Here is an 18,769-nt window from a genome sequence, read left to right as displayed (position 1 = left end):
CCGCCAGACCCGATAGCCGCCGGACCCTATAGCCCCGCCGGCCCCAGTAGCCCGCCAGACCCTATAGCCCGCCGGCCCGAGCCGACACCGCCAGATCCCGCACCACCTGGATCAGCTCCGCCGGGTCGAACGGCTTGGTCAGATAGGCGTCCACCCCGATCCCCAGCCCTCGCCGCCGATCGTCCTCCTGCGCCCGAGCCGTGATCAGCACCACCTTGATATGCCGGGTCTCCTCATCGTTCCGCAGCCGCTCCGCGGTCACCCACCCGTCGAGCCTGGGCATCATCACATCGAGCGTCACGACGTCAGGCATGACGCCCACCACCCGATCGAGACAGTCCTGCCCATCGAACGCGGTCTCGACCTCGAACCCCTCCAACGTCAGGTTCACCGCAATGAGCTGCCGGATGACCTCGTCATCATCGACTACGAGTACACGCCCCAGAACCTCACCCACGGCCGCGAGGCTAACCCCTACACCCCCTTCCCCGCGCAGCTTTCCAGCGATGTGTGCCCTCAGAGATATCAAGGTGACGAGCCACGGTCAGATGCTGGTAGCCTTATCACTCGTCGAGCCCCCTTAGCTCAGGGGATAGAGCACCGGCCTCCGGAGCCGGGTGCGCAGGTTCGAATCCTGCAGGGGGCACCACGAACAAGGGAACGCGGCATGTCCGCGTTCCCTTCGTGTGACAAGCCCTCATCCAAGCCGGCCAGGCTCCCCGCCACATGCGGCAACTCACCCGGCAGGCTGTGATCTTCAACCGCACGCGGCGCGGGACCTGGCCGGCACCGGGCGTGCTGCCAGTGGCCGTGCTCCTCGGGGCCCTGCTGGTGAGCCAGGCCGACCCCCTCGGCCGCGCCGTCATCGCTCCCGCCCGGGTGCCGGCCGGGCTGGTGACCGCGCTGCTCGGCGCCCCGTACTTCGCCTGGCTGCTGTGGCGGCTCGCGGGTGCGCGCCCGACCCGGGCGCAGCCGTCAGCGGGGCGGGGGGCCGCCCTCCGGGGGGCCGAGGGTGGCGAACAGGTCTCGGGCCCGGTCGCGGCCGAACGCCGCGATCCCCCGGGCCTCCAGGCGGCGCAGTTCCTCGTGCAGGAGCGGGAGCCCCGCGGCGTCGTGCCGGTGGGCGCGCTCGTCGCGCAGCAGCGCCATGGCATCGGTGAGCACCTGCCGCTGCTCGGCCGGCAGGCCGGGGTTGGCGTCCAGGTAGCGGGTGAGCTGCTCGACCCACAGAGCGGACCTCGCCGATGGCCCGAGCGCGTTGTAGATCGCCCGCCGGTGGGCGATCGGGAAGCGGCTGAACTCCGCGTACGTCCGCGGCAGGCGGTGCCGGTTGGCCTCGACCCAGGCGGCGGGGGTCGCGGCCTCGCCGCCGGACTCCGCCGGCGTGCCGCCGGGCTCGGTGTCCTCGCTCATGAGCCCACCCTCCCCCGGGTCGCGGGAGGACGGCAACCCGATTACGTCAGCGTTGACGCCGAGGTCCTCGGCGACCACCGTACGTCAGGTGTCGTGGCCCGACGCCGCGGTGAACAGGCGGCCGGCGTTGAGCAGGGCGCCGCCGTCCACGGGGAGGGTCACGCCGGTGATCCACTCGGCGTCGTCGGAGGCGAGGAAGGCGACGGCGGCGGCGATGTCACCGGGGCGGCCGACGCGGCCCAGCGGGACCGTGCGGCCGATCGCCTCCAGCCGGCCGGGCTTGTCCTCCCAGACCCGGGTGCCGACCGTGCCCGGCGCGACCAGGTTGAACCGCACCCCGCGATCGGCGTACCGCGCGGCCAGGTTCTGGGTGAGGCTGATCAGGCCCGCCTTGTACGCCGAGTACGGCACACTGCCGAACGGCGCCAGCGCGTTGATCGACCCCACCGTCACCACGCGCCCGCCGTGGCGGGATGCGATCAGATGGGGCAGCGCGGCCCGCACGCAGTGCACGGCCCCGAGCAGGGTGAGGTCGCCCTGCCGGTGCCAGTCCTCGGTGTCGAGGTCCTCGAACTCGGGCAGCGACCTGCCGCCGCCGGCGTTGTTGACCAGCACGTCCAGGCCGCCGAACCGGTCCACCACGGAGCCGACGGCCCGCTCGACGTCCTCGCGCGAGGTCACGTCGCAGGCCACCGCGACGGCCCGCGCGCCCTGCGCGGCGAGCCCCTGCGCGACCCGCTCCCCCGCCTCGCCGTCGATGTCGGCGACGGCCACGGCCGCGCCCTCGGCGGCGAGCCGTTCCGCGATGCCCCGCCCGATCCCGTGCGCGGCGCCCGTGACGACCGCGACCCTCTCCTCCAAACGCCGCATGCGGCCACCTCCCCTGTCGGTGATCACCACCGTAGTCCCCCCGGCGAATACGCCCGCCCAGGGCCGTGACCTGCGAGTTACAGAACGGCCATCCGCCCGTACCCGTCGGCGGCCCCGGTGGCGCCCCCCGAACGGGCACAGCACGCCCCGTATGCCGGGCACGTGGCGCCCCGCGGCCGTGCTGCTGCACCTGGAGCCGGGGCTGGGCAACGGGCCGGCGAACCTGCACAACGCCAGGCGCGCGCACACCCCGGTGCCGGCCGTCGTGGGCGACCACGCGACCTACCACCGCCGCTTCGACGCCCCGCTGGACTCCGACGTCGAGGCACTGGCGGGCTCGGTGTCCGGCTGGGTACGCCGCAGCTCGCGCGCCGCCGACGTGGCGGCCGACGCGCCGAGGCGGTCGCCCGGGGCTGCGCCGGACGGCGACGCCGCCGCGGCAGCGGCGGCCCGCCATGGCCCCGCCCGGGACGCACGGCCACCCTCATCCTGCCCGCCGATGTCTCCTGGTCGGAGGGCGCGAGCCCCGCGCCGCCGGTCGCCGTACGCCGCCCTGCGGTCGTGCCGGAGGCCGCGGTGGAGGAGGCGGCGGGCGCACTCGCCTCGGGCGGGCGATGCGTCCTGCTGCTGGGCGGGGACGCCCTGCGCCGCGGCCCGCATCCGCCATGCCACCCGGCCCGCGTGCACGCCGAGATGTTCCCGGCCCGCCAGGAGCGCGGCTCCGGCGTCCCGGCCGTGGAGCGGCCGGCCTACCGCGCCGACGCGGTCGCCGCCCAGCTCGACGGGGCCGAGTACCTGGTGCCGGCGGGGGCGCGCCCGCCGGTGGCGTTCTTCGCCTACCCCGGCGAGCCGGGCGACCTGCGCCCGCCGGGATGCGCCACGGTCGTGCCGACCGAGGACGGCGACGACGTGGCCGACGCCCTCGAACGGCCGGCCGAGCGGGTGGGCGCGGCGCGGGAACCGGCGCCCGGCCCCAGCGCCATGCTTACTTCTCGTTGACCGGGCCGCGCGCCTTCGTGGTCCGGTGCAGGGCTACGTTGCCGGCGTCTTCGAGCGCATGGCCGAGCGGGAGCGCGACCGGGGCAACCTGACTCACGCGCTCGACTCCCACGAGCTGGACTATCTCACCCGGCCCCGACCTGGTCCTGGGGATACCGATGCGCTGGGGGATCGGCTACGCCCTGCCCGAGCCGCAGGGGTGCCCTTCGTGCCCGCCGGCGAAATCTGCTTCTGGGATGGATGGGGCGGTTCCCTGATCATCATGGATCTCGATCGGCGGATGACCATCTGCTACGTGATGAACCAGATGCAGCCAGGGATGATCGGCTCGGAGGGCTCGGCCGCGTACTGCGAGGTGATCGGCCGATGCGCGTCCGCCGCGCTCGGCACCGCCGCCCGCTGACGACCGTCGTGGACCTCGCCTCCCGCGCCGGCGCACTGATCACTGTGTGCGATACCGGGCTAGATTGGCCGGGCGACACGGGTCACCTGGGCGGGTGACGAGCGGGAAGGGGCGAGAGCGTGCCGGTGTCCTATCGCGACATATGCGATGACCTGCTGGAAGAGATCGAATCCGGTGAACGTGCGCCGGGCGCCCTGCTTCCGTCCGTTGAGGACCTCCAGCGGCGATACGGCGTGGCCCGCGGCACCGTACAGAAGGCCATCGACGCCCTCCAGCGGGAAGGCGTCATCCAGTTCGTCCCCAGCCCCGGCTTCGTCGTCCGCGGCCGGGCGCGGTCAGCTCGCTACGGTGTCGAACGCCACGTACGCGGTCAGGGGCCGGAGCCTGAGGCGCGGGCCACCCTGCTTGCCGGACCCGGCACGCACAGCCACGCCGCCCGGCAGGCCGTTCGCGAGCCGGCCGAGGTCCCCGCTCCCGAACCCGTCGCGGAACGCCTGAATGTGCCGCCTGGCACGCCCGTCTGGCTGCGTAGCGGGACCGGCTACGTCGGCAACCGCCCCACGCGGCTCGCCGACTCCTACCACCCCCTCGACCTGGTCGCCGGTACCGCGATCCAGCAGGAGGACACCGGCCCCGGCGGGAGCTTCGCCGTCCTGGAATCCGCCGGACTGCGTCTCGCCGAGGTCCGTGAGGAGGTGTGCGCCCGCATGCCGTGCCGACGCGAGAGCATCGCGCTGGCCCTGCCGACGGGCACGCCGGTCATGGAACTCGTCAGGACGGTCTTCGACGACACCGGTCGCGCGGTCGAAGTCATGATCGCCGTCCTCGCGGGGGACACGACCGTCTTCGACTACCGTTTTCCGATTCCCGACTGAGACGGTACGGGTGGGCAGGCCGGCGGCGTTTGGTGGGCTCTGAATGCGTATGACTGCACACAAGGGTGGTTGTGTGGATTCGTGCGCAGATGGGCGCGGCCGATCTTCCTAACGTATGCGGTGCCGGGCAAGGGAGGGACCGCCGGGAACAGGCGGCTCGGTCCGGCGAAACCGTAACGATCACCGGGAGAACACCGTGACCAAGATTCGCACCATCGTCGCCGGCGCTGCTGTGGCCGCCGCCCTGTCCATCGGCCTGGCCGCCGCGCCCGCGCAGGCCGCCACGCCGGCCGCCGCGCCGGTGAAGGCCGCCACGTCCGCCAAGGTCACCGCTCAGGACGGGGCCGCTACCACGTTCGGGCGGACGTTCAAGTACTGGGCCGACAGCCACGACGGCTACTTCAAGGGCTACTGGTACAAGAAGCACGGCTTCTACTACTTCGGCGGGGACCTGGTGGACGTGGACCGCGGCGACCGCGAGTACACCTACGTCTGGTTCAAGTGGTACGACAAGTTCGGCCGGTTCCACCAGAACTACTACAAGACCTTCGGCAAGATCCACTTCAAGGACTTCATCTTCAAGAAGGACTTCGACGTCCGAGTGTGCGAGGGCGACCACAAGCTCGACAACTGCGGTGGCTGGCACGACGTCTTCTAGCCCGCCGCCCCGAAGGACCCGCCCGCGCGAGCCGGCGGGTCCTTTCGCCGTCATCGGACGGCCGCTTGGCCGCCGTCGCCGTTCGTGCACGGGCATCCGCAGGCGTGGCCGGGAGGCGCCCGAGCGGAACTTCGGCGAGCTGTTCGACTTCTTATGGCCGGTGTTCGGGGACGTGCGCCTCGCCCCGGCGGCCGGGTCGCCGGCCCAGGCCCCGGGAAGTACAGGCGGCGGTCGATGTAGGCGTGCCCGGCTGGGGAGACGTAGGCGAGTATGGGCGACACTGGCTGCGAGCCCACGAACGCGTCAACCACCACCTCGCCGTGGTGCTCACCGAGCAGGATGGCCCACAACGCATCCGTCACATGGTCACCACCATCGCCGGGGAGGCTCGCGCATGGAGCTGAACGACATCACCTTCGTCGTCATCGACTTCGAAACCGTCACCCCCGCCGGGCGGCGCCCCGAGCCAACCGAGGTGGCGGCGATCGCCGCCAGGCACCGGGATGGCGCACTGACCGAGACGGCGCGATTCACCTCCCTGATCCGCCCGCCCGAGGACGTGACGCTCACCCCGTACGACATCGCCCAGACCGGCATCACACCTGCGATGCTCGCCGACGCGCCCGCGGCGAGTGAGGTGATGTCCGCCCTTGACGGGCGGCTCACCCGCCCGCCGTACCTGCTCGTGGCGCACAACGCCCCCTACGAAGCCGGACTGATCTTCGACCAGCGCGACCACTGCCCGGCACTCGCCCGCATCCCCCTGCTCGACACCGTACGGCTCGCCCGTACCGCCTACCCCGACCTGGCCCGGCACCGCCTGGACGACCTGCTGCGCCACCTGGCCATTCCGGCGCCCCCAGACCGGCATCGTGCCCTGGCCGACGTCGTCGTCACCCTGGCCGTCTTCGGCCGCCTGCTCGACGACGGGCCCTGGAACAGTCTGTCCCACCTGCGCAGGATCGCCGAGATCACCCCCAAGCTCCTGGAGCTGGAGCAGGAGGCTGCCAAGGGACAGCAGGAGTCCTTGTTCGGCCTGTGAGGAGGCATCGATGACCACTCCGCCAGGGGCTTCCCGATGGCTGCAGCCTGTCGCGTGCGAGGTGGCTGCGAGACTGGATCGCGTGAGAGTTGAGCGGCTACGTGGACGCTCGCATTCAGAAAACTCGGCGGTGGTCTGTCCGAAAGGGGAGGGCGCTGCCGTCATCTCGGGCAGTTTCGGGGGCCGATGTTCTGGCCGGCGGCGATGACGGTGACCTGGGCGGGGCTTTCCGGCACCGTGGCGGCGGCCGTGCAGACGATCTGCTGGACGGCCAGGGGGGACAGGTCGTCGGCCGGGGTGGACAGGGTGACCACCATGTGGCCGGTCGGCTTGGCGGTCACCGAGAACGGGCCGGCGTCGGGGGGGACGTCGGTGGTCAGTCCGTGCGCCTGTTCCCTCTCGGTGGGGCCGGCTGCGAGCAGCGTGAGGATGTCCGCTTGGGACAGGCGACGGCCTGGCCGCGTCACCGGGCTGAGCCGGCCGTTCTTCACCAGGTAGATGGTCATCGTCGTGGCCAGTTCGACGGGTCCGCTCGGCGGGTCGCCGGCGGGGACGACGCCGGTGGGGCGCACGCCGCAGCCGGCTACGGCGATGAGCGATACGAGGCCCGCGGCGAGTACGCGGCGGGCGAGCCCGGTCCTCACTCGGGGTCTCCGTCAGGATCGTGTGCCCGGCGGGGCAGGCGCAATGTGAAGACGGCGCCGCCGTCCGGGGCGTTGGCGACGGTGAGGTCGCCTCGGTGCAGGCGCGCGTTCTCGCGGGCGATGGCGAGGCCGAGGCCGCTGCCCTCGGATCTGGCCCTGGCCGCGTTGGCCTTGTAGAAGCGGTCGAACACGTGCGGCAGCACGGTTTCGTCCAGCCCCGGTCCGTGGTCGCGGACATCGATGGTGATCCAGTGCGCGTCGGCGGAGAGGCGTACCGACACCGGTGGCTCACCGTGCCCCAGGGCGTTGCCGACCAGGTTGGCGAGGATGACGTCCACCCGGCGCGGGTCCAGCCGTGCCGTCACCGCGGGTGGCAGCTCGGTGTGCACCAGCTCCGACCAGCCCCGGGCGCGCAGGGTCGCGCCCACCAGCTCGGCCATGTCGACCTCGTTCAGCGCGAGGGCCGCGACGCCGGAGTCGAACCTGCTGATCTCGATGAGGTCGTTCACCAGCCCGGTGAGGTTGAGCGTCTCCTGGCTGACCAGCCTGGCGGCCCTGCCGGCGGGTTCGGGCAGCCGGGCCGCCTCCTCGTCGAGGACGTCGGCGACCGCGGCGAGCGCGGCCAGCGGGGTGCGCAGCTCGTGGGACACGTCGGCCACGAACCGGCGGGCGTCGGCCTCCATCGCGCGGAGCTGCTCGACGTGCCGTTCCAGCTCCGCGGCGGTGTTGTTGAACGTGCGCGCCACGTCTGCCAGCTCATCGGAGCCGCGGACCGCGATCCTGGTGCGCAGCTCGCCCTCGCCCAGCAGGCGTGCCGCCCGGCCGAGCTCGCGCACCGGGCGCAGCACGCCGCGGGTGGCCAGCAACGCCAGGACGACCGCGAACCCCATGGCCGCCGCGCCGGTGCCCCAGGCGGATACGGCGAGCCCGTCGATGCTGCGCTGTTCGGCGAGCAGGCTGCGCGCGGCGTAGACCTCGATGCCGGACAGCCGCGTCGGCCGGTCCCCCTCGACGATCAGCAACGGCATGCCGATGATGAGCCAGGGCCCGCCCTGCCACTCCACACGTTGCCATGCGGTACGGCCGCCGGCCACCACCTGCCGCAACTCCGGTGAGATCACCCCGAGATCCATGGCCCGGGGCCTCCCGCCCGGTTCATGGGCCCTCCCGCCTGGTTCATGGGGCCTCCCGCCTGGTCCACGAGGTGGCTCGCCGGGGCCGGCGGGTGGTCCCGGCGGCGGGGCGACCGGGGAGTGCACATCGCCGTAGAAGGCGACCGCGAAGCTGTTCTGGTCGGTCGCGGCAGCGGCGATCTCACCGAGCTCGTCCGGGCCCGGCGCCGGAGTCCGCAACGGGTAGATCGCCTCCAGGCGGCTGGTCATCGCCCGCACCGCGGCGTCCTGGGTCCGCTGCAGGATGGCGTTGCGTGCCTGGACGTAGAGCCCGCCGGCCACCGCCGCCGCGGTGACCACACACAGCAGTGCGAACGCGAGCAACAGGCGGGCACGCAGCCCCAGGCTCGGCCGAGGTGCCACCGGCGGCTCACACCGGCCCGAACCGGTACCCGAACCCACGCACCGTCTGCACGTAGACGGGCGCCGCCGAATCGTCCTCGATCTTCGCGCGCAACCGCTGCACGCACGCGTCCACCAGCCGCGAGTCGCCGAAGTACCCGTGCTCCCACACCGACTCCAGCAGGTGCTGGCGGCTGTGCACCCGGCCCGGCGTGCCGGAGAGTTCGAGCAACAGGCGCAGCTCGGTCGGGGCGAGGCTGACCGGCACGCCGCGTTTGGCGACCACCAGCCCTGCGCGATCGATGGTCAGGTCGCCGTGCCGCTCCAGCTCGGCCTGGTCCCGGCCGATCCGCCGGAGCACCGCGCGTATGCGTGCTTCCAGCACCCTGGGCTGCACCGGTTTGACCACGTAGTCGTCGGCGCCCGCCTCCAACCCGGCCACCACGTCCATGTCGTCGCCGCGCGCGGTCAGCATGATGATCGGCACGTCGCCGGCGGCCCGGATGCAGCGGCAGACCTCGAACCCGTCCATGCCGGGCAACATCAGATCGAGCACGACGACGTCGGGAAGGTCCGCACGCAGCCGGTCCAGCCCCTGCTCGCCGGACTCCACCGCGCGCACCCGGTGCCCATGCCGGGTCAGGGCCAGCTCAAGGCCCTCCCGCACGGCCGGGTCATCCTCGATCAACAACACTCGCGACACGCCCCCGGGTTTCACCGCACGCTCCGTAATTCGCCCGACGGTTGACTCCATCCACTGTCGGCCGGCCGTGTGCCCTCCTCGTCCGCGCCGTGTCATGGTTGTGTCACGGTCGCGCCGATGGGTGGCCGCCGTCGATGAACGGTGACATACGGCTGACAGCGCGCGCACATTCCGTGCCAATCGTAGTTCGTCATGAACGAGCCACGCACGATCCCACCTCGGCCCAGAGACCGCCTGTACGCCGCGGTCACGCTGGTGCTCGCCGCGCTGCTGCTGCCCGTGGCGTTCGTCCGCCATCCCGGCCGCGCCCGCGAAGTGGCCTGCCGCTGGGCGCTGGGGATGCGATTCCCCGCCGAGGACCTCACCGGGCTCACCGACGGCGCCAGGGCGGCGTTCACCGCGGCGCGCACCGAGGCGCTCTGGCGTCACGGCCAGCTCATCGGCCTCACCTCGGGATACCGCGATCCCGTTGTCCAGCAACGGATGTTCGAGGAGGAGGTGCGCCGCTCCGGCTCCCCGGCCTCGGCGCGGATGCTGGTGCTGCCACCGGCGGAGTCCGGCCACGTCAAGGGCATCGCGCTGGACGTGCGCCCCCACGAGGGCGCGCGCTGGCTGGAGGAACACGGCGCCCGCTACGACCTGTACCGCATGTACGACAACGAGTGGTGGCATTTCGAGTACCGCCCGGAATGCGGCGGCACGCCACCACGGCGGCGCCCCCACCCCGGTGTGGGCTACGTCGTCGGGAACGGGGACCAGATGTAGCTGCTGTCGCAGGCGGAGTCGCCGGCCGGTCCTGCCCGGACCGTCCGGCGATCGGCCTGGTCCCCGCCGGCGGGGAAGCGGACGCAGGACCGGGTGAGCTGTTGCGCCAGGCGATCGTGCGTCAGCCGGCCAGCGCGAAGCCGGCCGCCGCCTCCGCGTGCAGGCGAGCGCTCGGCAGCAGCGGGATGGAGGTGTCCTTCTCGGTGATCAGGAGCTCGATCTCCGTGCAGCCGAGGATGACGCCTTCGGCTCCGTCGGCCGCGAGGTCGGCGATGATCCGGGCGTACGCGTCCCTGGACGATTCCCGGAGCACCCCGCGCACCAGCTCGTCGAAGATCACGCGATGGACCAGTTCCCGCTGCTCGCGCCGTGGGACGACCACGTCGAAGCCGTGGGCGGCCAGCCGGTCCCGGTAGAAGGGCTGCTCCATGGTGAAGCGCGTGCCCAGCAGGCCGACCTTGCGCATCCCCCTGGCCCGGACCTCCGCGCCCACGGCGTCGGCGATGTGCAGCACGGGCACGCTCGCGGCCCGTGCCACGTCGTCGCTGACCCGGCTGAAGGTGTTGCTGCACACGAGCAGGACCTCGGCGCCGATGTCCTGCAGTTTCCTGCCGGCATCGGCCAGCAGCGTGCTCACCTCGTCCCAGCGGTCGGCGAAGATGAGGTCTTCGACGGTGGTGTAGTCGATCGACCAGATGAGACTGTTGGCGGAATGGCTGCCGCCGAGCCGCTCGCGTACCCGCTGGTTGATGATCTGGTAGTAGATCGCCGTCGATTCCCAGCTCAACCCGCCGATGAGACCGATAGCGCGCATGGAACTCCGTTTCGCTGGCTTGTGCCGGCGGGCTGGTCGGCGCCGGCCACGGTGAGGGTGCCGGCACCGGCCTGGCCAGTGCACCGGCATGGACTCGCCGATCCGTTCGGCGACTCCGCGATACGCGAAGGGTCAGGCGCCGGCCAGCGCACGGGCGCAGGCGCCGAGCCCGATCTCGCTGGAGGCCTTGACGAACACCACGTCTCCCGGCCGGACAAGCGCGGTGGCCAGCCTGAGGGCCCCGGGCACGTCCTCGACGACATGGACGGCCACGCCCTGGTCCGCCGACTCCGCCGCCTCCGCCATCGCGAGCGGGTCCCCTGCTCCGACCGCGATCAGCACGTCGAAGCGGAGGTCGGCGACGAGCCGGCCCACCTCGGCGTGCCGGGCGCGGGAGGCGTCCGCCTGCTGCCCCATCGCGCCGAGCACGGCGACGGTACGACGGGTGCCGGCCAGGGCCTTCACCGCCCGCAGCCCGGCCCGCATGGATTCGGGGCTGGCGTTGTACGCGTCGTTGACGACGGTGACGCCGTCAGGTCGTGCCACGATCTCCAGCCGGCCCGACGAACGCCGCCGTGCGGCGGTCAGCCCGTCGGCGATCTCGGCGGCGTCCAGGCCGAGCGCGGTGGCGACGGCGGCCGCGGCCAGGGCGTTGCTCACCTGGTGCTCGCCGATGAGGTCGAGCCGGACCGGGGCGCGGCCGGAGGGCGTCACCAGCTCGAACGCCGTTCGCGCCCGGTCGTCCATCCGCACGTCTTCGGCTCGCACCAGTGCCTCCGGCGACCTGCCGTACAACAGGGTCCGGGCCTTGGTGCGGCCGGCCATGCCCAGGACGTACGGGTCGTCGGCGTTGAGCAGGGCGAACCCGTCCGCCGGAAGCGCCTCGACCAGCTCGCCCTTGGCCTCGGCCACGTCGGCCGGCCCGCTCCCCATGCGCTCCACATGTGCGGTGCCGACATTGAGCACCAGCCCGATCCGGGGCGGTGCGAGCCCGGTCAGATACGTCAGGTCGCCCTTCCGGCCCGCGCCCATCTCCAGCACCAGGTATCGGGTGGTGGCATCGGCGCGCAGCACGGTGAGCGGCAGCCCGAGCTCGTTGTTGAACGACCTGTCGGTGGCGACCGTCGGCGCGTGCCGTTCGAGCACCTGGGCCAGCAGGTCCTTGGTCGTGGTCTTGCCCACGGAGCCGGTCAGGCCGATCACGGTCGGGCCGATGTGTTCGAGCAGGTGCCTGGCCAGCAGGCCGAGCGCGAGCTGGACGTCTTCGACCACGAGGGCGGGCACGCCGACGGGCCGTGAGGCCAGCACGGCGACGGCGCCGCTCGCGACGGCGCCGGCCGCGTAGTCGTGACCGTCAACGCGGGCGCCGGCCGTCGCGGCGAACAGGCCGCCGGGCACCACCTCGCGCGAATCGACCGCCGAGGGCGCCGTCACCAGCGCCTCCGGATCGCGCACGTCATACAGCCTTGCGCCGACGACCTGCGCGATCGTGTTCAGCGTCATGGGGATCACGCGCCGCTCCTGGCGAACGCGAGGTCGATGAGGCGGCGCAGCAGGTCCGGGTACGGGACACCGCTCGCGGCCCAGGCCCTGGCGTAGACGGAACGGGGCGTGAAACCGGGCATGGTGTTGATCTCCAGGAGGTACAGGCGGCCCGTGTCCTCCTCATAGAGGAAGTCGGCACGGGCCAGCCCGTAGCCTCCGATCGCCCGGAAGGCGCGCAGGGTCAGCTCGCGTACGTCCTCGGCCACCCGTTCCGGCAGCACGGCGGGGATGGTGGCGATCTCGGCCGGGCTGAGGTACTTGGCCTCGTAGTCGAGCCAGTCGCCGGGCACGATGAGCTCGCCGGGCACCGAGACCTCCGGCGTGTCATGGCCGCCGAGCACGCCGCAGACGATCTCGCGCGCGGTCACGCCCTGCTCGACGATGACCATCCGGTCGTACGCCAGCGCCAGTTCCACGCCCGCGCGCAGCTCCTCCATCGAGGTGACACGGGAGATGCCGATGGAGGAGCCCATGCCGGCCGGTTTGACGTACATCGGCCAGTCGAGCGACTTCACCAGATCCCAGTGGTCGGTGGTGGTGCGCCATTCGTGCTCGGTGAACCACACATGGGGGGTGACCGGAATGTCCTCCGCCAGGAACGCGCGCCGCATCGCGACCTTGTTCATGCCCACGGCCGATGCCAGGACGCCGCAGCCCACGTACGGGATGCCCAGCGTCTCCAGGTGCCCCTGGACGACGCCGTCCTCGCCGAACGGCCCGTGCATCACGGGGAAGACCACGTCCGCCAGGTCGCGTCGCAGCTCCACCGGCCACCTGCCCTGCCGATCGATGATGACGGCGACGGGCTCGTACAGATCTCTCGGCAGGGCATCGAGCACGGCCTGCGCCGACTGCAGCGACACCTCATGCTCGGCGGACGGCCCACCCGCCAGCACAGCCACGCGTACGCGTTCGGTCACGATCGATCAGCCTTCCTCGGTGGCACGGAGACAGCCGGACCCGCTGAGGAGCAGGCGCCGGTGAACCCCATCCACTGTCGGCCGACCGTATCCCCGCCTTGTCAGCGCCGTGTCATCGTTGTGTCACGGCCGCGCGACCGCCCGCTAGGCTTGGCCGCTGATCTTCTCCAGTTCGGCGACGTCCTCGTCACTGAGCGAGAGACCGGCGCCGGCGACGTTCTCCCGCAGGTGTCTCACGGACGAGGTTCCCGGAATGAGCAGGATGTTCGGCGAGCGCCGCAGCAGCCACGCCAGCGCGACGGAGATCGGCGTGGCGTTCAGTCGTGCCGCCACCGCCGAAAGCGCCTCGGACTGAAGCGGGCTGAAGCCGCCGAGCGGGAAGAAGGGGACGTACGCGATGTTCTCGGCCGCGAGTCGGTCGATGAGCTCGTCGTCGTCGCGGTAGGCGAGGTTGTACATGTTCTGCACGCTCACGATCGGCGCGATCGCGTGGGCTTCCCAGACCTGCTCCGCCGTCGCGTTGCTCACGCCGAGGTGCCGGATCAGGCCCTGCTGCCGCAGCTCGGCGAGCGTTTCGAAGGCCCGGGAAAGCGAGCCCGGCCGGCGCCCCGCGGCGTCGCCGAGGCGCAGGTAGACCAGGTCCAGCGTGTCGAGCCCGAGGCTTTCCAGGTTCTCGTCGATCGCGCGGCGCAGTTGGTCGGGCTCACGAGCCGGCGGCCATCCGCCCTGCTCGTCACGGGTGGCGCCGACCTTCGTGACCACGTGCAGCGAGCCGGGGTACGGGTGCAGCGCCTCGCGGATGAGTTCGTTGGTGATGCGGGGGCCGTAGGCGTACGCGGTGTCGATGTGCGTGATTCCGAGGTCGATGGCCTCGCGGAGGACGGCGAGGGCCGCGTCACGATCCGCGGGCGGACCCATCACCCCGGGCCCGGCGAGCTGCATGGCGCCGTAGCCGAATCGCGTGACCGTCATGTCGCCCAGGGCCCAGGTGCCGCCGGGAAGAGAAGAAGAGGTCGTGCTCACGTTTGTGGCCTTTCATAAGAGCGAGGGAAAGACGTTGACGGCTCCTTGTGCGATTGCCGTCTGGGGCCCCGGTAGGAAATGGTGCGGGTGAGAAGGCGGCACTGTCCAAGACCGGTTCGATCAGCGCCTGATACCCCACGGGTATCAGGGGTATCCTGCAACGGTGGACGGACTGGAGACCCGCGAGCTGAGGTACTTCGTAGCGGTGGCCGAAGAGCTGCACTTCGGCCGTGCCGCCGAACGTCTGAACATGGCCCAGCCGCCGCTGTCCCGCGCCATCCAGCAACTGGAGCGCCGCCTCGGGGTACTACTCCTGAACCGAGATCGCCGGGGAGTCTCGCTCACCACCGCGGGTGAGATCATGCTGGTGGAAGCCCGGCGCGCACTCGACGCCGTTGACGCAGCCGCCCGCCGCACCCGCCGCGCCGCGTCGGCGCCGTCCGGCCTGGTGCTCACCACGAAGGCAGGCGCCTCCCATGAGCTGCTGAAACAACTTCTCGACGCCTATGCCGCACGCCCCGGAGCCGTCGAGATCGACGTGTTGCTGTGTGAGATCGGCGAGCAGGGGCAGATCCTGCGCGACGGCCGCGCCGACGTGGCGATCATGCACACCCCGTTCGACGTGATGACCGGCCTTGACAGCGCCGAGATCCTGACCGAAGGCCAGGTCGCCATCGTGCCGGCGTCGCATCCGCTCGCCCGGCGCTCCAGCCTGACGATGGCCGAGGTGAGCGATGTCCCCGGCTTGCCGATCGCCCGGTGGCCACGCCATGACGGCACCTACCCGCCCGGCCCCGGACCCGAGGTCCACAGTCAGTCCCAGTTGGCGCAACTCGTCGCGCTCGGGCGAACGCTACTGGTCATTCCGGCTTCCAGCCGCGCCTGGCAATGGCCGGAACACGTCGCGGTTCCCGTCCTCGACGCCCCTTTGGTCACCACCCTCCTCGCCTGGCCCGCCGGCGTCCGATCCCCGGCACTGGCCGAACTCGTGGAAACGGCCCGGCAATTGAAAGAGCGCGGCATCGGCGACCTGGTTTCCGTCAAGAATCACAAAATCGCCGGCTAGGCCCCGAACTTCGCCGCGTTGAAGGCGGCAACGGGTGCGGGTCCGGTTGCGGCGCGGAATTTCAATGCGGGGTGCCGAGACCGGATTCCGCGGTGAGCACGGCACACGGCCACGGCCCGGCGGGAAGCGCATCCGCCGGGCCGCCGGTTTCCGGTGAGGTCAACTGTTGCTCAGCGTGAAGCCTTGCTCGGCGCCGAAGGCGGTGATGCGGTCCTGCCAGGACTTCAGCGCCGCGGTCAGGTCCCCGCCGCCGTCGATCGCCTGGCCCACGGTGTCCTTGAAGATGCTGTTGGCGTACACCTGGAACGGCAGGTACTGCCAGCCCGGCCGGACGGCGGCCGAAGCGTCGCCCAGGACCTGGTTGATCTTCTGCCCGCCGAAGAACTCCCACGGCACGTCGCGGAACGCCGGGTCGTCGAGCAGCACCTTGGTGGCGGGGAACAGCCCGGCCTCCTCGTTCAGCGACTTGACGGCCTCAGGGTCGGAGTTCAGCCACTCGGCGAACGCCACCGCGGCCGGGATGTTCTTGCTCTGCGGGATGACGGCCACCGAGGAGCCGCCGTTCTCGGCGTTCATCGGCGTGGCCGCGTCGTACTGCGGCATCGGGGCGACGGCCCACTTGCCCTTCGTCTTGGGGATGGAGTTCATGATGGCGCCCGGGGCCCAGGCGCCGGTCAGCCAGGTCGCGTACTTGCCGGAGCCCATGCCCTTCCACCACTCGTCCGTCCAACCGGGCTGCGGCTCGACGAGCTTGTCCTTGAGCAGGGTGCCGAAGTTGGTCACCCACTGCTTGACGCCGGGGTCGGAGTCGAGCGTGACGCTGACGTTGCTCTCGCCTGAGGTCTTGAACGGCTGCCCGCCCGCCTGCCAGATCAGGCTGTCCACACCGCCGGCGTCACCGGGGTCGATGGAGGTGATGAAGTTGTCCGGGTTGTCAGCCTTGATCTTCTTGGCCGCCTCGGCGAACTCCGCCCAGGTCTTGGGCGGCTCCAGCTTCAGCCTGTCGAAGATGTCCTTGCGGTAGAACATCGCCATCGGACCCGTGTCCTGGGGGATGCCGTAGACGCCGCCGTTGATCACGACCTGGTTCCACGCCGAGGCGGCGAACTTGTCCTTCAGCGCGTCCGCGCCGTACTCGGACAGGTTGACGACCTGCTTGGACAGCGCGAACTGCGGCAGGGCGAAGTACTCGATCTGCGCCACGTCGGGCGCGCCGGAGCCGGCCTTGATCGCGGTCTGCAGCTTGGTGTACTGGTCGGCGGACTGGCCCGCGTTCACCACATTGACCTTGATGTTCGGATATTTCGCCTCGAAGCGGGCGACGGTCTTCTCGATCCCCGTGACCCACGTCCAGAACGTCAGCTCGGCCGGCTTGGACAGCGCGTCCTGCACGGCCGCCGACTTGCTCGGGACGGCGGCCGGGCCGGTGGCGTCCCCGCCGGAGACACCGGAGCCGCCGCCGCAGGCGGCGAGCGCCAGGGACAGGGCCGCGGCGACCCCGGCGGTCATGGCACCGCGCCGCGATGGAAGTGTTTTCATGGCGTGTCCTCATTCACGGGGGGATTCACAGGGGAAATTCACAGGGGGAAATTCACGGGGTTACTGCTTGACGCTTCCGGTGGCGAGGCCCGACTGCCAGAACCGCTGGAGCACCAGGAAGGCGATGATCAACGGCACGATCGACAGCAGGCTGCCGGTCAGGATGAGCGAGTAGGTGGCGTCACCGGCGCCGGAGGTGCCGCTGTTGGCCTGGGCGTTCCACTGGTTCAGCCCGACGGTGAGCGGGAACCAGTCCGGCGTGTTCAGCACGATCAGCGGAAGGAAGTAGTTGTTCCACGTCGCGACCAGCGAGAAGAGCAGGACCGTGACGAAGCCCGGGGCGAGCAGTCGCAGCGCGATGGTGCGGAAGATCCGCAGCTCGCCCGCCCCGTCGATGCGGGCCGACTCCAGGATCGAGTCGGGCACCGCGTCGGCCGCGTAGACCCGCATCAGGTAGAGGCCGAACGGGCTGCACAGTGCCGGGATGAGCACCGCCCACGGGGTGTCCACGATCCCGACCTGGCTGAACAGCAGGTACGTCGGCACCGCGAGGGCCGTGCCCGGGATGGAGATCCCGCCGAGCACCATCGCGAACAGCAGTTTGCGGCCGGGGAAGTCGTACTTCGCCAGGGCGTAGCCGCCGACGGTGGCCAGCAGGGCGGCCCCGCCCGCGCCGACCACGGAGTAGAGCACGGTGTTGCCGAACCAGCGCAGGAAGATGCCGTTGTTGTAGCTCAGGGTCTGGTCGATGTTGGCGAACAGGTTGAACTCGCCGCCGAACCAGAGCCCGAAGGTCGAGAACAGGTCCCCGCTGGTCTTGCTGGCGTTGGCCAGCAGCCAGAACAGCGGCAGGACCGCGTACGCGAACATCACCAGCATGATCACGGTGAGGCTGAGGCTCTTGCCCCGGCGGGTGCGCTTGAGGGATCGGTGCGCGGCCCGCCCGCGGGTGGAGCGGCCCGCCTGGGCGACGGCCGTCACAGCGCGTTCTCCCTTCTCGCCGTGATGATCTGCACGACGTACGCCACGACGACGGTGACCAGGCCGAGCACCACGGCCACGGCGGCCGAGTAGTTGATCTGCTGGCCGTTGAACGCCAGGTTGTAGGCGTACATGTTGGGCGTGTAGCTGGTCGTGATCACCGCGGGCGCGAGCGTCTGGAGGATGTTCGGCTCGTTGAAGAGCTGGAAGCTGCCGATGATGGAGAAGATCGTCGCCACGAGCAGGGCGGGGCGCAGGGCGGGCAGCTTGATGCTCCAGGCGATGCGAATGGCGCCGGCCCCGTCCATCTCGGCGGCCTCGTAGAGCTCCTCCGGGACGGCCCGCAGCGCGGCGTACAGGATGATCATGTTGTAGCCGACGTACTCCCAGGTCACCATGTTGCCGATGGAGGTGAGCATCCAGGAGCGCGACAGCAGGTCCGGCGCGGTGACACCGAGGGCGTCGCTGAGCTGCCCGACCAGGCCGAACTGGTCGCCGTACATGTAGCCCCACATGAGAGCGGCCACCACGGCCGGCACCGCGTACGGCATGAAGATCGAGATGCGGAACAGCGACGGCCAGCGCAGCCTGCCGCTGTCGATGGCGAGCGCGCAGCCCAGGGCGATGAGCAACATGATCGGCACCTGCACGGCCAGGAAGAGCGCGACGCGCAGCAGCCCGGCGCCGAACAACGCGTCGCCGATGACCCGGGTGTAGTTGGCCAGGCCGGCGAAGACCGTGCCGCCGATCATGCGTGTCTGGAAGAAGCTGAGGTAGATCGCGTACGCCAGCGGAGCGACGACCACGACCAGGAAGACCACGAAGAACGGCAGGAAGAAGGCGTAGCCGGCGAGGCGGAGGCGGAGGAACGGCCGGGCGAGGCCCCCGCGCGCGGCGGGCGCGGTCATCCCGTGCTCTTTCCGCGCGATGTTCGCGCTGCCACGAAGACTGGCACTGCACTCTCCTTGTCGGGGCATCGGCGGCCGACGAACCGT

The 18,769-nt window shown here is 71.1% G+C and carries 20 protein-coding genes, 1 tRNA gene and 1 pseudogene; 9 read left to right on the top strand and 13 right to left on the bottom strand.

Annotation, left to right across the window (positions count from 1 at the left end; genetic code table 11):
• Window positions 1-61: 61 nt before the first annotated feature.
• Entirely contained in the window at window positions 62-457 is a 396-nt protein-coding gene (locus HNP84_RS23165) for a response regulator transcription factor (RefSeq protein WP_312925523.1), read from the bottom strand.
• Window positions 458-574: 117 nt separating this feature from the next.
• On the opposite strand from HNP84_RS23165, the gene HNP84_RS23160 reads away from it, so the two are divergent.
• Both HNP84_RS23160 and HNP84_RS23155 read left to right on the top strand, forming a co-directional pair.
• Window positions 575-649: transfer RNA gene (locus HNP84_RS23160), tRNA-Arg, on the top strand.
• A 77-nt stretch (window positions 650-726) separates the two neighbouring features.
• Window positions 727-882: pseudogene (locus tag HNP84_RS23155) on the top strand (hypothetical protein); the annotation flags it as partial.
• 93 nt (window positions 883-975) lie between these two features.
• On the opposite strand, the gene HNP84_RS23150 reads toward HNP84_RS23155, so the two are convergent.
• Entirely contained in the window at window positions 976-1,413 is a 438-nt protein-coding gene (locus HNP84_RS23150; RefSeq protein ID WP_185051864.1) for a bacteriocin fulvocin C-related protein, read from the bottom strand.
• A gap of 84 nt (window positions 1,414-1,497) precedes the next feature.
• Window positions 1,498-2,283: an SDR family NAD(P)-dependent oxidoreductase gene (locus HNP84_RS23145; protein WP_185051863.1), complete on the bottom strand. Its 786-nt coding sequence runs from the start codon at window positions 2,281-2,283 to the stop codon at window positions 1,498-1,500.
• Window positions 2,284-2,844: 561 nt separating this feature from the next.
• Between HNP84_RS23145 and HNP84_RS56155 the strand changes: the two genes are divergently transcribed.
• The 5 genes from HNP84_RS56155 to HNP84_RS23120 all read left to right on the top strand — a co-directional run bounded on the left by HNP84_RS56155 (window position 2,845) and on the right by HNP84_RS23120 (window position 6,260).
• Window positions 2,845-3,282: a hypothetical protein gene (locus HNP84_RS56155; RefSeq protein ID WP_312925521.1), complete on the top strand. Its 438-nt coding sequence runs from the start codon at window positions 2,845-2,847 to the stop codon at window positions 3,280-3,282.
• Window positions 3,283-3,307: 25 nt separating this feature from the next.
• Window positions 3,308-3,685, top strand: a complete 378-nt coding sequence (locus tag HNP84_RS56150; RefSeq protein WP_185051862.1) for a hypothetical protein — start codon at window positions 3,308-3,310, stop codon at window positions 3,683-3,685.
• Window positions 3,686-3,804: 119 nt separating this feature from the next.
• Window positions 3,805-4,560 carry a GntR family transcriptional regulator gene (locus HNP84_RS56145; protein ID WP_185051861.1) on the top strand — a complete coding sequence of 252 codons (756 nt, stop codon included), beginning with the start codon at window positions 3,805-3,807 and terminating at the stop codon, window positions 4,558-4,560.
• Window positions 4,561-4,756: 196 nt separating this feature from the next.
• Complete coding sequence (locus HNP84_RS23125; protein WP_185051860.1) at window positions 4,757-5,218, top strand: hypothetical protein; 462 nt, start codon at window positions 4,757-4,759, stop codon at window positions 5,216-5,218.
• Between the two features lie 394 nt (window positions 5,219-5,612).
• A complete protein-coding gene (locus tag HNP84_RS23120) occupies window positions 5,613-6,260 on the top strand; it encodes a 3'-5' exonuclease (protein ID WP_185051859.1) in 648 nt (215 codons plus the stop codon).
• 161 nt (window positions 6,261-6,421) lie between these two features.
• Here HNP84_RS23120 and HNP84_RS23115 read toward each other — a convergent pair whose 3' ends face one another.
• From HNP84_RS23115 to HNP84_RS23105, 3 genes are read right to left on the bottom strand one after another with little or no spacing between them, the layout of a single operon-like run.
• Entirely contained in the window at window positions 6,422-6,904 is a 483-nt protein-coding gene (locus HNP84_RS23115) for a GerMN domain-containing protein (RefSeq protein ID WP_185051858.1), read from the bottom strand.
• Window positions 6,901-8,439 (bottom strand): ATP-binding protein, encoded by a 1,539-nt coding sequence (locus tag HNP84_RS55150; RefSeq protein WP_185051857.1) that lies wholly within the window; start codon window positions 8,437-8,439, stop codon window positions 6,901-6,903. The genes HNP84_RS23115 and HNP84_RS55150 overlap by 4 nt, the downstream gene beginning before the upstream one ends.
• A 7-nt stretch (window positions 8,440-8,446) precedes the next feature.
• Window positions 8,447-9,121 (bottom strand): response regulator, encoded by a 675-nt coding sequence (locus HNP84_RS23105; RefSeq protein WP_185051856.1) that lies wholly within the window; start codon window positions 9,119-9,121, stop codon window positions 8,447-8,449.
• Window positions 9,122-9,313: 192 nt separating this feature from the next.
• On the opposite strand from HNP84_RS23105, the gene vanY-N reads away from it, so the two are divergent.
• Entirely contained in the window at window positions 9,314-9,886 is a 573-nt protein-coding gene (gene vanY-N / locus HNP84_RS23100) for a D,D-peptidase/D,D-carboxypeptidase VanY-N (RefSeq protein ID WP_185051855.1), read from the top strand.
• 121 nt (window positions 9,887-10,007) lie between these two features.
• Here the strand turns inward: vanY-N and HNP84_RS23095 are convergent, their stop codons facing one another.
• The 4 genes from HNP84_RS23095 to HNP84_RS23080 all read right to left on the bottom strand — a co-directional run bounded on the left by HNP84_RS23095 (window position 10,008) and on the right by HNP84_RS23080 (window position 14,188).
• Window positions 10,008-10,700: an aspartate/glutamate racemase family protein gene (locus HNP84_RS23095; protein ID WP_185051854.1), complete on the bottom strand. Its 693-nt coding sequence runs from the start codon at window positions 10,698-10,700 to the stop codon at window positions 10,008-10,010.
• Window positions 10,701-10,832: 132 nt separating this feature from the next.
• On the bottom strand, window positions 10,833-12,212 hold the full coding sequence (locus HNP84_RS23090) for a UDP-N-acetylmuramoyl-tripeptide--D-alanyl-D-alanine ligase (RefSeq protein WP_185051853.1): 1,380 nt from the start codon (window positions 12,210-12,212) through the stop codon (window positions 10,833-10,835).
• Window positions 12,209-13,165 carry a D-alanine--D-alanine ligase family protein gene (locus HNP84_RS23085; protein WP_185051852.1) on the bottom strand — a complete coding sequence of 319 codons (957 nt, stop codon included), beginning with the start codon at window positions 13,163-13,165 and terminating at the stop codon, window positions 12,209-12,211. The genes HNP84_RS23090 and HNP84_RS23085 overlap by 4 nt, the downstream gene beginning before the upstream one ends.
• Window positions 13,166-13,309: 144 nt before the next feature.
• Window positions 13,310-14,188: an aldo/keto reductase family oxidoreductase gene (locus tag HNP84_RS23080; protein ID WP_185051851.1), complete on the bottom strand. Its 879-nt coding sequence runs from the start codon at window positions 14,186-14,188 to the stop codon at window positions 13,310-13,312.
• A gap of 163 nt (window positions 14,189-14,351) precedes the next feature.
• Between HNP84_RS23080 and HNP84_RS23075 the strand changes: the two genes are divergently transcribed.
• On the top strand, window positions 14,352-15,254 hold the full coding sequence (locus tag HNP84_RS23075) for a LysR family transcriptional regulator (protein WP_185051850.1): 903 nt from the start codon (window positions 14,352-14,354) through the stop codon (window positions 15,252-15,254).
• Between the two features lie 159 nt (window positions 15,255-15,413).
• On the opposite strand, the gene HNP84_RS23070 is transcribed toward HNP84_RS23075, so the two are convergent.
• The 3 genes from HNP84_RS23070 to HNP84_RS23060 are packed head-to-tail and all read right to left on the bottom strand — an operon-like array spanning window position 15,414 to window position 18,682.
• Entirely contained in the window at window positions 15,414-16,793 is a 1,380-nt protein-coding gene (locus HNP84_RS23070) for an ABC transporter substrate-binding protein (protein WP_221336573.1), read from the bottom strand.
• A gap of 60 nt (window positions 16,794-16,853) precedes the next feature.
• A complete protein-coding gene (locus HNP84_RS53340; RefSeq protein WP_312925516.1) occupies window positions 16,854-17,774 on the bottom strand; it encodes a carbohydrate ABC transporter permease in 921 nt (306 codons plus the stop codon).
• Entirely contained in the window at window positions 17,771-18,682 is a 912-nt protein-coding gene (locus HNP84_RS23060; protein ID WP_185051849.1) for a carbohydrate ABC transporter permease, read from the bottom strand. Before HNP84_RS23060 ends, HNP84_RS53340 begins: the two co-directional genes overlap by 4 nt.
• Window positions 18,683-18,769: the final 87 nt, after the last annotated feature.

Origin of the sequence: Thermocatellispora tengchongensis (assembly GCF_014202315.1) — a bacterium.
GTDB lineage: Bacteria > Actinomycetota > Actinomycetes > Streptosporangiales > Streptosporangiaceae > Thermocatellispora > Thermocatellispora tengchongensis.
The sequence above is the reverse complement of the archived record's forward strand: the minus strand, read 5'-3'. Positions and strand labels throughout refer to the sequence as shown.